This window comes from Salsuginibacillus kocurii DSM 18087, from assembly GCF_000377705.1.
GTDB classification, from domain to species: domain Bacteria; phylum Bacillota; class Bacilli; order Bacillales; family Marinococcaceae; genus Salsuginibacillus; species Salsuginibacillus kocurii.
This window is the reverse complement of sequence record NZ_KB898624.1, coordinates 310,426-324,570: the sequence shown is the minus strand read 5'-3', so window position 1 is coordinate 324,570 and position 14,145 is coordinate 310,426. Positions and strand designations below refer to the sequence as shown.

Here is a 14,145-nt window from a genome sequence, read left to right as displayed (position 1 = left end):
CTGGTACATCTTTAGCATACCCTGAGCCTGCTTTAAAGAACATGGTGGGTGTCTGCCAGCGTTACCGCTCATATCTTCACTTGCCAACTTTTACGACAGTCGGCTCGCTGGAGCACAGTTTGGCCGTGTGTAACAGCGCTTGGTTCAACTTTTCAATACGCATTCTCCACTCGGCCTTGGATCATATTATTATCCTTCTTCGGCGACGGTTCCATTATACTTATCGTTTGATTTTTTGAAGCTCTCGCAGGTTCCTCTGTTTCAACTGGTCAGACAGGCGGTCATTTCAAATCGTAGGCATCATAAATATAGCTTCTTTGCCCAAGGTAAGGGAGAGCATTTTAATAACAGGGGAATCAATTTCATCATTCAAAATAAGATGTGAACACCCGAATCATGAGTGTGACCTTCACTTCAGACGGACGCTTTCCCGAGGGCTTGGCTGCAGCTAACTTTTCCGATGGTATTCCCATCAAAAAAGTGGATCTTCAGACTGCGCTTTATCCTTTGGGAGTCGCCTTCTTACGTCTCAGTTACTTTTGAAATTCCGTGTAGTAAATAAAAAAATAGATATTAATCGTTTTATTGCTCATAAAACAGCAGTATGAAATTGATTCAAGGGATTTCATTAGATGATTTTTATGTCCGAAATGAACTCGAAGTGGAGGTATTCAACTTCATCCTTAAAGGTCACAACGTGCAGCTTTTTTTGGTTGTAATTAACATAGTGACAATAACCTTGAACGTCAACATAATACCCACCATTCCAATAAGTAACTTCTAAGGGTTTCGTCTCCACCAGTGCTTCCTCGAGCGTCCATCCGAATTCCTCCCATTGTTGATCATCGACAGAAGGGGGAGCCGATTTCTTATCTTCCTCTCGTCGTTTTAACATCATTTCTCGGTGCTCCGGCAAGATCATTCGCATACTTTCCCAACGTAAATTGGTGCCTGGAGTTAATTTATTTTCTTTCATAAAAAAACACCTCCTCTAAACATTATATGCAAACAAATGTTCTCTTAAAAGGTCAACTTACTTATTCCATATATTTCTGTTTGTATAGAATATTAACTTATGGAAGAACGAGCTTATGTAGAGGGTTTTATTTGGTGACAACGTGGAGGCAGTCGGGTTATTCCTTACGAGGTTAGTGAAGAAGCTGATGAATCAATTTAATTGGTACAGAAAACGTACGAGCGCGTAAGTATACACGCTCGTAAGGTGTAGTACTTAGCAGCGGCGGTCTCCAAAGGCCGTGCCAACAATGACTAGCAAAATAAAAAGGACAACAACGAAGGCAAAGTTATCAAAATTTCTGCGTCCGGACATGGTCTATTCCTCCTCTCATTGCTATAAACTATGCTCATCAAGGTGAGCCTGTATATAGCAATAGCCGTTAAAAAATAGCTAATAAGAAGATGGATAACAAGGCAGGGGGCCGGACAGGCTTAGAACTACAGGGGGAATTGGTTAACAAGAGGAAGAGAAGGGGTTGTTGCGCAGGAGAATGGCTTTCATTTTTCAAAAGGAAAAGAAAAAAAGGCTTATGCCTGACAGGAAGGGATCCAGATGGGTGGTTCGCTGGCTGTCTTAGTGGTGGTGCGTTGTTTCATTTTTCTGTGAATAATCAGGCATCTTTTACAAAGACTAAGTTTAACTCTTCTTGTAAAGGTGATGGCTGATGAAGCTTAATATACTATCGGGCTTTTTGCTGCCTTGGCTATTAATCGGCAGCTGGTTGGTAAGAAAAGACAAGCAGCTCATATGTAAAATGGTCCCTTTCGGGGTGTTGCTCTCTTTTGTGTTGAATTTTTGGGGGGACTGCAGAAGGTATTGGCTCGTTTATCCGAAAGTAAAGCGTGGCCAGTTTTTGACGGTGATGCCTTTTAACCTAGGGTTGTTTCCTTTGCTTGCAAGCCTGCTAGTATATTGTGTACAACAAAGCAGGAACATTGGTCCCTTTTCTTGGATTATGGGGTTTACCTGTTTTACGACGGTACTCGAATTTATGTTTGTGCTGGCAAAACGAGCGGTTTACGGGAACGGCTGGGACTTGAACAAGACCTTTTTCACCTATTTGATTCCCTTTCATGTCGCTTATCGGTATTACCTCTGGGCATACCGCCCGAAAATTGGCCACTAACTATTTTAATTCATAGAAGAGCTATACGCGAAGATTTCGTTCGCCGTGGCGAAAGAGGTATTTTTGGATATCTTGAGTGACGAGCATGCGGAGTTGTTCGTTCATGAACTGAAACTGTCTCACATACTGATTGCATACAGCTTCATACGATACGGAATACTCATCGCTTTCTTTTTTATACACGCGAATGTCGCGTTGTTTAAATTCTTGTTTGATAATACGCAGGCGTTCGCGGATTGATAAAATGGCCTGGTTAAGTTCCTCCTCATACACCATCCCCATTTTTAAACGCTGGAAGCCTTCGCGGTCTACCTCTAGTGTTCGGATGGTGTAATGGGCGACAATATAGTCGGTGATGAGTAAATGCGTTTCCTTATCCATAATCCACATTAGTATCTCCCCTTTCTGTTCATTATATGAGAATGTACGTTCGTATAAAACCCTTTTATTTTGGTTATTTCTGTTATTTATTAAATGATATATATAATTGTGGAGAGGGGCGTTCCTCAACGTTATGGGGAACGCTCTTTTGTAATGGTTTCCAAAAAAGCTTGTTGTAGCTGTAACAGAAAAGCTGGTGTTTCATAAACTATGGTAATCTGCCCAGAAAGGATGGAGGTAGCATGGGGACAGAACATCATGTTCAAAAAACACGAAGTGAAGATTGCCTCTGCCAAATCGTTAAAGACATTGATGACAGTCAACGAATTATAGCTGAGCGAACCTCTTCTTTTACTAGGGAAAACGTGCTGACAAAAATGAAGATGGGACATAAATTCCAACAAGTAGATAAAGATACCGTTCCTTTCATGTTATTTGGAAAAGACGGAAGATTATTTATAGGAAAAGGGATAGCTGAACATAAACATCGAGACTCACTTTTCACTGGAATGGAGTCGCCGGTCTTTCGTGTCCAACACGCTGATAATAACTGTTGGGCTCAGCTGGAACTGCTTTGTCCGGTGACTAAAAATGGGGAGGTTCTGCGTTCGGATGTTGTAAATGACAAGGCAGAATCTTGCTTTTTCCCGGATAAAGAGATCACTGCCTTTCAAAGAACCGGAGTATGCATTGTCGTTAACTTAGCAGAGTTTATGGGGATTTCCTGCTTGCCGGCAGTGCAGGTTCATGCTCGTGCAGAATATCAGAAGGATGAAAAGGGATAGGAGGCTCTTCATGTAAAAACGCCCGCACTGTAGCTTGGGCGTCTGTGAAGCGAGGAGATTCATACCAATTAACTGTCGTTGTGATTAGCGGCGTCTGTGTAAGGTGGCTCTGTTTTTTTGCTTTTTTCATCGTGGGTGGGATGAGCTTCCGGAAATTGGCGGGGCAGGCCTTCATGTAGGTTTCGGTTTTCATATGCAAAATTGCTGTAAAATTGCTGTCCTTCTTCCCAGGGAGTTTCTTTATTCTCTACAGGCTCGTTGGCTCCTTCTGCTGCCCCGTAAGCTCCTTCTGGGTGTTCTTCAGCTGTTAAAAATTTGCGCTGCGTCTCAACATTTGCGAAATCAGTATATTTTTCATTTTTGCCTGCCATATTCTCACCTCAATGTGTGGGAGTATAGACGTTAGTTTGTCCGCAGGCAGGTAAAACATGCAATCAGTCGTTTGCCTTAAACTAAAGAGGGGGGAATGGGCAAGGGTTTTTTGAACGATACACTTCTTACATGTTTTGTTGATTTTTAAGATGGATTAACACACAAGCCTGGAAGGAGAGGGGAATTCGATGGTCGCGTTAAAATCTAAGCGGGAACTTGCTTTGATGCAGCAAGCAGGTCAACTGCTAGCTCGTTGTCATCAGGAGATATCCAAGTTGGTTGTACCAGGGATAACAACGCTTGAAATTGATCAGTTTGTAGAACAGTTCTTAAAGGAAAATGGGGCGACAGCGGAACAAAAAGGCTACAAGGGTTATCCTTATGCCACTTGTGCTTCTATTAATGATGAAATTTGTCACGGTTTCCCAAGAAAAACACCGCTTCAAACGGGCGATATTGTAACGATAGATATGGTCGTTAATTTAAATGGAGGTCTCGCCGATTCTGCGTGGTCGTATGCAGTAGGTAAAGCAACTCCGGATGTGAGACGGTTATTAGAAGTGACTGAAGCGGCTCTGTATAAAGGGATAGAGCAAGCGCAGGAAGGACAGCGCAGCGGGGATATTGGCTGGGCGATTCAATCGTATGTAGAAGCAGAAGGTTTCTCGGTGGTCCGTGATTTCACCGGGCATGGAATTGGGCCAACTATTCATGAACCACCTCAAATCCCTCATTTTGGGCAGAAGGGAAAAGGGGTGAAATTAAAAGAAGGGATGGTTCTTACAATCGAACCGATGGTGAATAAAGGGAAATGGTCCGCTAAATTAGATGAAAATGGCTGGACTGCTCGCACGACAGATGGAGAGTGGTCGGCTCAATATGAACATACGCTTGCGATCACAAAAGACGGTCCACTTATATTAACGTCCCAACCTGCAGAACAAATTGAATAAAAAGAAGGGAGGCCTGGAATCAAACGATTGGTTTGATTTCAGGTTTTTCAATGCATATTTCTCTCCGTGCCGCTAACAATAAAAGGAAATCTTAAGAAGGAGGGCGAGAACATGCGAAAAGCGTTAGTTAGCCTGGGCGTTTTGATTATGGTGTGTGTGCCGCTTGCAAATGAAGCAGAGGCCCACGGAGAGGCCGGCATTCAAGATGTAGACTTGATGGACCATCAGATCGAAGAATTAGCAAAAATGCATCAAGAAAACCTGGAGCTTCAGAAAAAGCTCCTGAACCTTTATGTTGAATATGGCGTCATCACTGATGAAAAAGCAGAGAAAATTACGGACAAGCACGAAGAATACTATAGAAAACTTGAAGAAAATGATTTTATTCCAAAATGGGATCATCCAAAAAAATCTCATAAAAGTAATGAAAGAGGAGTTGGCTAACGAATCGTGGCATCTCTTTTTTCTATGCGGCTTGTTTGCAGCTACAATTGTTGAGGACGAATAAACAATTGTAGAAGGCTGTTTTGTTCCGTGGCTTTTCGTAGATGCTGTCAGTAAAAAGCTCACTCCTTGATGATAAAGGAGTGAGCTTTTTAAGGTTTGTCCCATAAGTCCGTTTTCGGCAAAAGGGTCTGAAATGCTTGCTTTCAGCACAGGCGCCCGGGCGAATCGGCTTCCTATGATGACGTTGACTGACGCGCCATGGCTTCTTGACTGCAGGCGATGATTCAGTCTTCTATAAAGCCGCAACCGCGTGTTACAGGTGCTTCACCCGCTGTTCATGTTCCAGTTAGAGAGGGCATTTTAATGAATGTTTCGAAAGACGCCGGTTACTTTGCCAAGCACTGTACATGTTTCCAAAATGATCGGTTCAAGAGAAGAATTCTCTGGCTGGAGGCGAATATGATCTGCTTCTTTAAAGAAACGCTTAACAGTAGCTTCTTCTTCTTCAGTCATTGCCACAATAATGTCTCCATTATCCGCATTTTGCTGGTAACGCACAATCACTTGGTCCCCGTCAAAGATGCCTGCTTCAATCATGCTGTCTCCTTCAATAGTTAACATGTATACTTGGTCGTCGCCAACCATATGATCAGGTAGCGGCACATACTCTTCAATATTCTCAACAGCCGTTATAGGCTGGCCGGCAGTAACTTTACCGATGACAGGAACATAAGCCGCCCGGCCTTCAGAAATGGTCGGTGCTGCTTGACTTTGTTCATCTTCAAGTTCTAGCACTTCCATCGCTCTTGGTTTCGTGGGATCACGGCGAATAAGTCCTTTTTTTTCGAGTCGGGACAAGTGTCCATGGACAGTTGAACTTGAAGCTAGTCCGACGGCTTCGCCGATTTCTCGCACAGAAGGAGGATAACCTTTTTCTTTTACTTCATGTTTAATATATTCCAAGATTTGTTGTTGGCGCTTGGACAACTTTTTCATAACAGCACCTCTTTGTTTTCTTAATGATTTACTCTCAGTATATCAAAGGAAAGATATGGAGGCAAACACCCGTTCTAATTTTTATTGACACGAACATAAGTTCTTAGTAGACTTTAACAAGAACAAACATTCCCATTTTGAGGTGATGAACATGCAATTGCTGAAAAATAAACAAGCCAGGAAAGAGGCCGGCTTTCTATTATTGTTTATATTGGCGATCGTTTGGATGATGATAATGGTCAATATCTTCTCACCTGAACATGTGTATGAAGAAGAGCCTGTAGAGAAAGACTATATTTTGGAAGAAGACAAGGGTTCACTAGTGCATATTGACGGGTAACCGTATTGTGTTTCCTGTTCTCATAAGATCAGAAGAAAAGTTCGCTGACATTAGACGTTAGCTGCTGCGTTCACCAGAAGTTGACGTGATGGCGAATTACGACTAGCCTTTAGCTATGAACTTATTACTTTTTATTTCATACGATGATACGAAACAGGTCTACTACGTTTTTGTTGGAGTATTAACAGACAAAAATGTTCATGTTATAAATGCCAAGGATACAGCAGTTATGCAGGAGATAGAGCGAGGGATTTGAAGATAATAAAATTATGAAGCAACTCGTAGCTGATTAAAGCCTATAGAGTGCGATCACGATATTTCGAGAATGAGCCTTCCTCAACTCATTTGTATATGTAAATAAAGTAGGTTAAAGTTAACGTGTGAAGTATCGTGCTTCTACGGATGGCAACTTTAAAGGAGGTTGTATTATCCATGCTTTCGCAAGAAAAGATTGAGCGCATTAATGAGCTTTCAAGACGTTCTAAAACCAAAGGCTTAAGTGATGAAGAAGCAGAAGAGCAGCAGAATCTGCGGCAGGAATATTTGCAAAAATTCCGTTCTTCTTTTAAAAGCCAAATGGAAGGGGTCCGCGTTGTTGACCCTGAAGGCCAAGATGTCACACCAGCAAAGCTGAAGCGAGTCAAAGGTGAAAATAACAGAGGCCACTAAAGAGCCGCTCTATAAAGGAAAGCTACGTCAAACAATCCTACATCTGTTAGGGTTGTTTTTTTGTTAAATAGGCAGATTATCAGGGATATGGCTTGTGAAAAGTAGCAAAAGATTATATCATGGATGTTGAACTACATAACGATGAGGAAGAAAGGATGACATAAGCGATGACAAGCACGACTACGGTCGAACAGCAAGCGATTAATACCATTCGTACGTTGTCTATTGACAGCATTGAACGAGCAAATTCAGGCCATCCGGGTTTGCCGATGGGCGCCGCTCCTATGGCTTTCACCCTTTGGACCAAATTTATGAAGCATAACCCAAGCAGTCCTGGATGGGCAGATAGAGACCGGTTTGTACTTTCAGCCGGACATGGTTCTATGCTTTTATATAGTCTTCTTCATTTAAGCGGATATGACGTCTCCATTGAAGATTTGAAAAACTTTCGCCAATTGGAGAGTAAAACACCAGGTCATCCTGAATTTGGAGAGACTCCAGGGGTAGATGCAACTACTGGACCGCTTGGACAAGGGTTAGCGATGGCTACAGGAATGGCGATGGCTGAACGTCACTTAGCTGCCATTTATAATCGCGAAGGCCACAATGTCATCGATCATTATACGTATGCCTTATGTGGCGATGGCGATTTAATGGAAGGGGTTTCTCAAGAAACTGCTTCTTTAGCAGGGCATTTGAAACTAGGCCGTTTAATCGTGCTGTATGATTCCAACGACATTTCTCTTGATGGCGATTTAAATAAATCGTTTTCGGAAGATGTCATTAAAAGATACGAAGCGTACGGTTGGCATACAGAGTATATCGAAGATGGAAACGATTGCGAAGCGATCGAAGCAGCGATCCAGCGGGCTAGAGAAGATGAGCGCCCAAGTTTCATCGAAGTTAAAACGACAATTGGCTTTGGTGCGCCAAATAAAGGCGGAAAGAAAGATGCACACGGAGCTCCATTAGGAGAAGACGAAGTACAGCTGGCAAAAGAAGCTTACGAATGGTCGCATGAACCGTTCCATGTGCCCGAAGAAGTTCGTGCTTATTTTGCTGAACGCAAAAAAGAAGGCGAAGAACAAGAAAATAAATGGCTTGAACAATACAAGGCTTATGAACAAGCTCACCCGGAAGCAGCTGCTTCACTTACAAGAGCGCTCCGCGGAGAACTCCCGGAAAATTGGAGCAAAGACTTGCCTGTCTTTGAAAGCGGTAAAGATAAAGTAGCGACTCGAGCAGCTTCCGGTAAAGCGATTCAAAATGTAGCTTCTACGCTGCCTGAACTATTTGGAGGCGCAGCTGACTTGGCTTCTTCTAATAAAACCATGATGGATGAAGAAGAAGATTTCTCTCGCGACAACTACGCGGGTAGAAATGTGTGGTTTGGCGTACGGGAGTTTGCGATGGCGTCTGCAGTAAACGGAATGGCTTTGCACGGCGGGGTTCGTCCGTACGGCGCTACCTTCCTGGTCTTCTCTGATTACCTTCGTCCTGCAGTGCGTCTGGCAGCCCTGATGAAGGTGCCATCCACCTTCGTGTTCACCCATGACAGTATAGCTGTAGGTGAAGACGGCCCGACCCATGAACCAATTGAGCAGGTTGCTTCACTGCGGGCGATGCCAAACCTATCGTTGATTCGTCCAGCAGATGGTAATGAAACGTCAGCGGCATGGCGGGTTGCAATGGAATCAAGCGATCAGCCAACAGCTCTTGTGTTAACTCGCCAAGGACTTCCAACTCTTGAAGGGACAGCAGACCATGCATATGAAGGCGTGAAAAAAGGAGCATACGTTGTTCGCGAAGCTAAACAAAATCCGGACCTCCTTTTGCTTGCTACTGGTTCTGAAGTCTCCTTGGCTGTGGAAGCTCAAGCTGCTCTTGAAAAGGAAGGCATTCATGCCCGTGTCGTGAGTATGCCAAGTTGGGATCGCTTTGAACAACAATCTGATGCATATAAGGAGGAAGTTATTCCTTCAACGGTGGAAGCCCGTTTAGCTATTGAAATGGGTGCTTCACTCGGCTGGGACCGCTATATTGGCCGTGCAGGAGATGTGCTTGCGATTGATCGTTTCGGGGCGAGCGCACCTGGAGATGTGATCATGAAAGAATTTGGCTTCACTGTAGATCACGTAACAGCCAAAGCAAAAGCGATGCTTAACCTTTAATATAGAGAAAGACTGTCCGTCTGGGCAGTCTTTCTTTTTTATTGTGCTAACTTATCACTCAATTCGAGCTCATGAAGAAAATAGAAGCATGTGGCCTATGGATAGGGGGCGGTACTAACATATAGTCAAAAAGAGTAGGCTAAAAGGGAATTTTTGTATAAAACAGAGCAGGAGACATAGTGGTTTCTGGAGAATAAGGGAGTAAGGGGCATGTCGTACTTTGACGCACTCCGCTCCAATATTGTGACATGTCTTGCATTTTTTTTTCGCTATACTTATAAGAGATAGACGAAAGGAGCGTTGTCATGAAGCGATATGTCATTTATTTACTGAAGCCTGAAATCCGTGAGGCCTATTATAGACAAGAAGAAACGCTGTATCAGTTTTTTATGCTGCTTGAAAGTGAACGAAAAAGTAAGGAATCTGGGTTTGTTCATACGGAAGAAGAAGCATTAACAAAAGAAATGCCAATTGCCAGCTTAATATCTGAACTCCGCCTCAAGCCCACTGAAAAGTCTAATAAATGTGCGTATCGATTCGATGAAGAAATCGCTCTCCACTTGTATAAGCGGCGTCTTATTGTAGAAGCCTCCTCTCGCATTGGCGCAGAATGGGATGTTTTTAGCCAATTGCAACAAATTGACACGTGTTTCTTTGCTTACGAAGAGAAGTCTGGGAAATATGGGTGGCTGAAACCGATGAAAGTCCAAGTGTAAAGCCAGTGAAGAAAAGAACTTCTCTTTTCATTGTGAAATGATTGCGTTATAATGTACAAGGTTGAACGACGTGACAACTTACATTGAACGCTAGCGCAAATGAAGGAGGAACTATTTCCATGGATTGGCTCTGGTATGTACTAGTCGGTTTCTTGTGCCTGCTTGGCGGACTGGCTATTGGTTTTTTTATTGCTCGAAAAACGATGATGAACTACATGAAGAAGAATCCACCGATCAACGAACAAATGCTTCGGGTAATGATGATGCAGATGGGACAAAACCCATCACAGAAGAAAATTAACCAAATGATGAAAGCGATGCAGAACCAGCAAGAAACTTCTAATAAAAAAGGCGCAAAGAAAAACAAAAAATAAACATGAGACTGCTTTCCCAACAGGTGAAAGCAGTTTTTAATTGTTTGATTGCCGCATTTATATAGAAAAAATGGTAAAAGTTTACGATAATTTGAAAAAAAGATGTCAGTGGGGGATGTCCTTTGATAGAATAGATAAATGATTCGACAATCGAAGAATTGAATGATCGCTGGGTGACGGTGAGAAAGGCGTTGGTTCGATGCGGGTATTTATTGATCTCTGGTGGTTTTTTAAACGCGAAAAACGAAGCTATCTTCTTGGCATCCTTATGCTTATTTTAGTATCCATCCTTTCTTTGGCTCCGCCCTATGTAGTTGGGGTAGTGGTTGATGCAATTGTTGAAGAAACCCTTACGCTCGAGATACTTATGGGCTGGCTGGGGCTGTTGTTTCTGATAGGCATTGCCTGCTACATGTTGCGCTATGTTTGGCGTATTATGATTTTTGGAGCTTCTATTCGGTTGGCACGTCTGCTTAGAAATTGGTTGTATGAGCATTTTACCAACATGTCTGCTAGTTTTTATCAACGCTATAAAACAGGCGATTTAATGGCTCATGCGACGAACGACATTCGGGCGGTGCAGCAGACCGCAGGCGCGGGTGTGCTTACGCTGGTAGATTCTCTTACCATGGGTGGTTTCGTAATCGTTACAATGGCGGTGACGATCAGTTGGGAACTTACGTTAATCAGTTTGATCCCGATGCCTTTTATGGCTCTTTTAACAAGCTATTACGGGTCGCTCCTTCATAAACGTTTTAGAAAGGCCCAGGCTGCTTTTTCTTCATTAAATGATAAGGTACAAGAAAGTGTGTCAGGCATTCGGGTAACCAAAACGTTTGGGCAGGAACAAGAAGATATTGAATCTTTTAAGGAAGAGTCGGACGATGTGGTGAAAAAGAACTTGCGCGTTGCACGTGTTGATGCGTTGTTTGACCCGACCATCTCTCTAATTATTGGTATTTCTTACTTTCTCGCTATCTTCTTTGGTGCAGGCTATGTGATTAATGGGACGATTACGCTCGGGGAGTTAACAAGCTTTACTATTTACTTAGGTCTATTAATTTGGCCACTCTTAGCGTTTGGTTGGTTGTTTAACATTGTGGAACGCGGGCGCGCTTCTTACGGCCGGATTTCAGAATTGTTAGCCGAAAAAGCAGATATTACGGATGAAGAAGCTACACAAAGTGAACCCCCGCAAGGAGAAATTGATGTCTGGATTAATTCGTACCATTACAATTCAGACGACCCACCGGCCTTGCGTAATATTGACTTTACAGTAAAGCGTGGCGAAACATTGGGAGTTGCCGGTCGGACGGGAAGCGGTAAAACAACGTTGATGAAACTATTAATGCGAGAAGAAGAAGGGGTAACTGGCCATGTGAAGATGGATAGCAAACCCTTGCAGGAATATACGCTCGATGCCTTGCGCGCAAGTATTAGTTACGTGCCACAAGACCAATTTCTTTTCTCTGCAACGATTGCTGATAATATTGCATTTCCAAAGCCGGAGGCCTCGATGGCAGACATTATGAAAGTGGCTAAAATGGCTCATGTCCATCACGATATTATCGGGTTTAAAGAAGGCTATGACACGGTGGTCGGCGAGCGGGGTGTAACCCTGTCCGGCGGGCAGAAACAGCGGATTGCGATTGCGCGAGCCTTGCTGCTTGATCCCGAAATTTTAATTTTTGATGACTCGCTCTCAGCAGTGGACGCCCAGACCGAAGAAAGCATTTTGGAGACACTTCGCACGGAGCGTGATGGGAAAACAACCATCATAACCGCTCACCGATTGAGCGCTATCAAGCATGCAGACTTGATTCTTATTCTGGCTGACGGAGATATTGCAGAACAAGGTGACCATCAATCGTTAATGAAACGGCGCGGCTGGTACAGCCAAATGTACAAACAACAGCAGCTTGAGTCATACGTTGAGAAGGGGGGCGGGATGGATGGAACACGAGGATAGACAGCTCACTCCAAAAGAGCAGACCGCTATATTAAAACGGCTGCTAGGTTATGCCCTTCCGCACAAGAAGCTGCTTAGCGTTGCTTTTCTTTTCTTAATGTTGGGGACTGCAGCCGAATTGATTGGACCTCTCTTAATTCAGACCTTCATTGACGATTTTTTAACGCCACGTAATTTTCCAGTGGATGCATTAACGGCATTAGCTACAGCTTATATCGTTTTACATGTCAGTTCGGTCTTTTTTAACTATTTTCAAGGCTATTGGTTTCACAAAATTGCGTTAGAAATTGTACGAAGGATGCGGATTCAAGTTTTCAGCCACGTTGAACACTTAGGGCTCTCTTTCTTTGATCGTACAGCAACTGGAGGTATCATTTCCCGGTTAACAAATGATACCGAGCGCGTAAAAGAATTATATGTCAATGTGCTTAGCCTGCTTGTCCAAGACCTTGTCTTTCTTGTCGGGATTTTTATCGCGATGTTTTATCTGAATCCTCAGCTCGCTTTTTTCTGTTTATTTTTACTGCCACTTGTCTATGCTTTGATGTATGTTTACCGCAAATTCAGTGCGAAGTATTATGGCACAATGAGCGGAAAATTGTCGGAATTAAACGCTCGTTTAAATGAATCAATACAAGGTATGTCAATTATACAAATTTTTCGACAAGAGCGGCGCATGCGCAAAGAATTTTCGGAGCTCAACCAGGAACATCATTCTGCCTGGATGAAAGGAATGAAGTTGGATGGACTGCTGTTACGTCCCGCTGTGGATTTCCTTTCCATTCTTGCTTTAATGCTTGTTTTGGCGTTCTTTGGGCTCTTATCTTTTACAAGTCCAGTAGAAATCGGTGTTTTATATGCATTTGTTAATTATTTAGACCGTTTCTTCGAGCCAGTCAACCAAATTATGTCGCGGCTTTCGATCTTTCAGCAAGCGATTGTATCAGCCGGAAGAGTGTTTAAACTGCTCGACCATGAGGAGCCTGCTCCATCGAAAAGCCTAGCAGGTAACCCCACCATTGAACGAGGCCAGGTTGAGTTTGACGGCGTGACCTTTTCATATGACGGGGAAACCAATGTCTTAACGGACATTTCCTTTTCGGTGAGCCCGGGTGAAACACTTGCACTCGTCGGTCATACGGGGAGTGGGAAAAGTTCAATTATTAACCTTTTAATGAGATTTTATGAACCAGACAAGGGAGAAATCCGTATTGATGGCGAACCACTTGGTAAGTTTGATGATGAAGAATTACGAACGAGGCTAGGCCTCGTCCTCCAGGACCCGTTTATGTTTTCTGGTGATGTAAAGTCAAACATTCGCATGTATAATGATAAAATTACAGACGAAGAAGTGTATCAAGCTGCTCAATTTGTAGATGCAAACCGTTTTATTAAAAACTTGCCCGGGGGGTACGACCACCCGGTAGGTGAACGGGGAGGTACGTTTTCTAGCGGTGAACGGCAGTTAATTGCGTTTGCCCGGACGATGGTGATGCAGCCTGATATTTTAGTATTGGATGAAGCAACAGCCAATGTTGATACGGAAACTGAAGAAGTGATTCAACGCGCGCTTGAACAAATGAAAGAAGGGCGCACGACGGTTGCCATTGCTCACCGTCTGTCTACGATTAAAAATGCAAACCGTATTCTCGTCCTGCATCAAGGAAAGATTGTGGAAGACGGCACTCATGACAACCTGTTGGCTAATGGCGGCTTGTATTACAATATGTACCTGCTGCAACAGGGAATGAACCAACAAATGATATCCTCTTCGTCGAGTTGACAGTTTAAAAATTAACCAGCTACAGTATTAATAAAAAGGAGCGAT

At 43.3% G+C, this 14,145-nt stretch carries 16 protein-coding genes; 11 read left to right on the top strand and 5 right to left on the bottom strand.

Annotated elements, in window-relative coordinates; all coding sequences use genetic code 11:
- Nucleotides 1-628: 628 nt before the first annotated feature.
- Both D469_RS0105895 and D469_RS21510 read right to left on the bottom strand, forming a co-directional pair.
- Nucleotides 629-976, bottom strand: a complete 348-nt coding sequence (locus D469_RS0105895; protein WP_018922454.1) for a YolD-like family protein — start codon at nucleotides 974-976, stop codon at nucleotides 629-631.
- Nucleotides 977-1,231: 255 nt separating this feature from the next.
- The gene (locus tag D469_RS21510; RefSeq protein ID WP_018922453.1) at nucleotides 1,232-1,330 is read right to left on the bottom strand and encodes a YjcZ family sporulation protein; all 99 of its coding nucleotides are present in this window, start codon (nucleotides 1,328-1,330) and stop codon (nucleotides 1,232-1,234) included.
- Between the two features lie 352 nt (nucleotides 1,331-1,682).
- Here D469_RS21510 and D469_RS19770 point away from each other — a divergent pair, with 352 nt between their 5' ends.
- Nucleotides 1,683-2,144: a hypothetical protein gene (locus D469_RS19770; protein ID WP_018922451.1), complete on the top strand. Its 462-nt coding sequence runs from the start codon at nucleotides 1,683-1,685 to the stop codon at nucleotides 2,142-2,144.
- A gap of 21 nt (nucleotides 2,145-2,165) precedes the next feature.
- On the opposite strand, the gene D469_RS0105875 is transcribed toward D469_RS19770, so the two are convergent.
- On the bottom strand, nucleotides 2,166-2,534 hold the full coding sequence (locus D469_RS0105875) for a YhjD family protein (protein ID WP_018922450.1): 369 nt from the start codon (nucleotides 2,532-2,534) through the stop codon (nucleotides 2,166-2,168).
- A gap of 233 nt (nucleotides 2,535-2,767) precedes the next feature.
- On the opposite strand from D469_RS0105875, the gene D469_RS0105870 reads away from it, so the two are divergent.
- Nucleotides 2,768-3,310, top strand: coding sequence for a CotY/CotZ family spore coat protein (locus D469_RS0105870; protein WP_018922449.1), 543 nt, complete (start codon nucleotides 2,768-2,770; stop codon nucleotides 3,308-3,310).
- Nucleotides 3,311-3,378: 68 nt separating this feature from the next.
- On the opposite strand, the gene D469_RS0105865 is transcribed toward D469_RS0105870, so the two are convergent.
- The gene (locus D469_RS0105865) at nucleotides 3,379-3,681 is read right to left on the bottom strand and encodes a hypothetical protein (RefSeq protein ID WP_018922448.1); all 303 of its coding nucleotides are present in this window, start codon (nucleotides 3,679-3,681) and stop codon (nucleotides 3,379-3,381) included.
- Between the two features lie 189 nt (nucleotides 3,682-3,870).
- Here D469_RS0105865 and map point away from each other — a divergent pair, with 189 nt between their 5' ends.
- The gene (map, locus tag D469_RS0105860; RefSeq protein ID WP_018922447.1) at nucleotides 3,871-4,635 is read left to right on the top strand and encodes a type I methionyl aminopeptidase; all 765 of its coding nucleotides are present in this window, start codon (nucleotides 3,871-3,873) and stop codon (nucleotides 4,633-4,635) included.
- A gap of 111 nt (nucleotides 4,636-4,746) precedes the next feature.
- Nucleotides 4,747-5,079, top strand: a complete 333-nt coding sequence (locus tag D469_RS0105855; protein ID WP_018922446.1) for a DUF2680 domain-containing protein — start codon at nucleotides 4,747-4,749, stop codon at nucleotides 5,077-5,079.
- Between the two features lie 363 nt (nucleotides 5,080-5,442).
- Here D469_RS0105855 and lexA read toward each other — a convergent pair whose 3' ends face one another.
- On the bottom strand, nucleotides 5,443-6,078 hold the full coding sequence (gene lexA, locus D469_RS0105850) for a transcriptional repressor LexA (protein ID WP_018922445.1): 636 nt from the start codon (nucleotides 6,076-6,078) through the stop codon (nucleotides 5,443-5,445).
- Between the two features lie 151 nt (nucleotides 6,079-6,229).
- Between lexA and D469_RS0105845 the strand changes: the two genes are divergently transcribed.
- From D469_RS0105845 to D469_RS0105815, 7 genes are all read left to right on the top strand, one after another.
- On the top strand, nucleotides 6,230-6,418 hold the full coding sequence (locus tag D469_RS0105845; RefSeq protein ID WP_018922444.1) for a hypothetical protein: 189 nt from the start codon (nucleotides 6,230-6,232) through the stop codon (nucleotides 6,416-6,418).
- Between the two features lie 432 nt (nucleotides 6,419-6,850).
- Nucleotides 6,851-7,087, top strand: coding sequence for a DUF896 domain-containing protein (locus D469_RS0105840; RefSeq protein WP_018922443.1), 237 nt, complete (start codon nucleotides 6,851-6,853; stop codon nucleotides 7,085-7,087).
- Nucleotides 7,088-7,254: 167 nt separating this feature from the next.
- Nucleotides 7,255-9,258, top strand: a complete 2,004-nt coding sequence (tkt, locus tag D469_RS0105835) for a transketolase (RefSeq protein WP_018922442.1) — start codon at nucleotides 7,255-7,257, stop codon at nucleotides 9,256-9,258.
- A 305-nt stretch (nucleotides 9,259-9,563) separates the two neighbouring features.
- A complete protein-coding gene (gene sirA / locus D469_RS0105830) occupies nucleotides 9,564-9,974 on the top strand; it encodes a sporulation inhibitor of replication protein SirA (protein WP_018922441.1) in 411 nt (136 codons plus the stop codon).
- A gap of 119 nt (nucleotides 9,975-10,093) precedes the next feature.
- Nucleotides 10,094-10,348 carry a YneF family protein gene (locus tag D469_RS0105825; RefSeq protein WP_018922440.1) on the top strand — a complete coding sequence of 85 codons (255 nt, stop codon included), beginning with the start codon at nucleotides 10,094-10,096 and terminating at the stop codon, nucleotides 10,346-10,348.
- Nucleotides 10,349-10,547: 199 nt separating this feature from the next.
- Nucleotides 10,548-12,317 (top strand): ABC transporter transmembrane domain-containing protein, encoded by a 1,770-nt coding sequence (locus D469_RS0105820; protein ID WP_018922439.1) that lies wholly within the window; start codon nucleotides 10,548-10,550, stop codon nucleotides 12,315-12,317.
- On the top strand, nucleotides 12,301-14,100 hold the full coding sequence (locus D469_RS0105815) for an ABC transporter ATP-binding protein (RefSeq protein WP_018922438.1): 1,800 nt from the start codon (nucleotides 12,301-12,303) through the stop codon (nucleotides 14,098-14,100). Before D469_RS0105820 ends, D469_RS0105815 begins: the two co-directional genes overlap by 17 nt.
- Nucleotides 14,101-14,145: the final 45 nt, after the last annotated feature.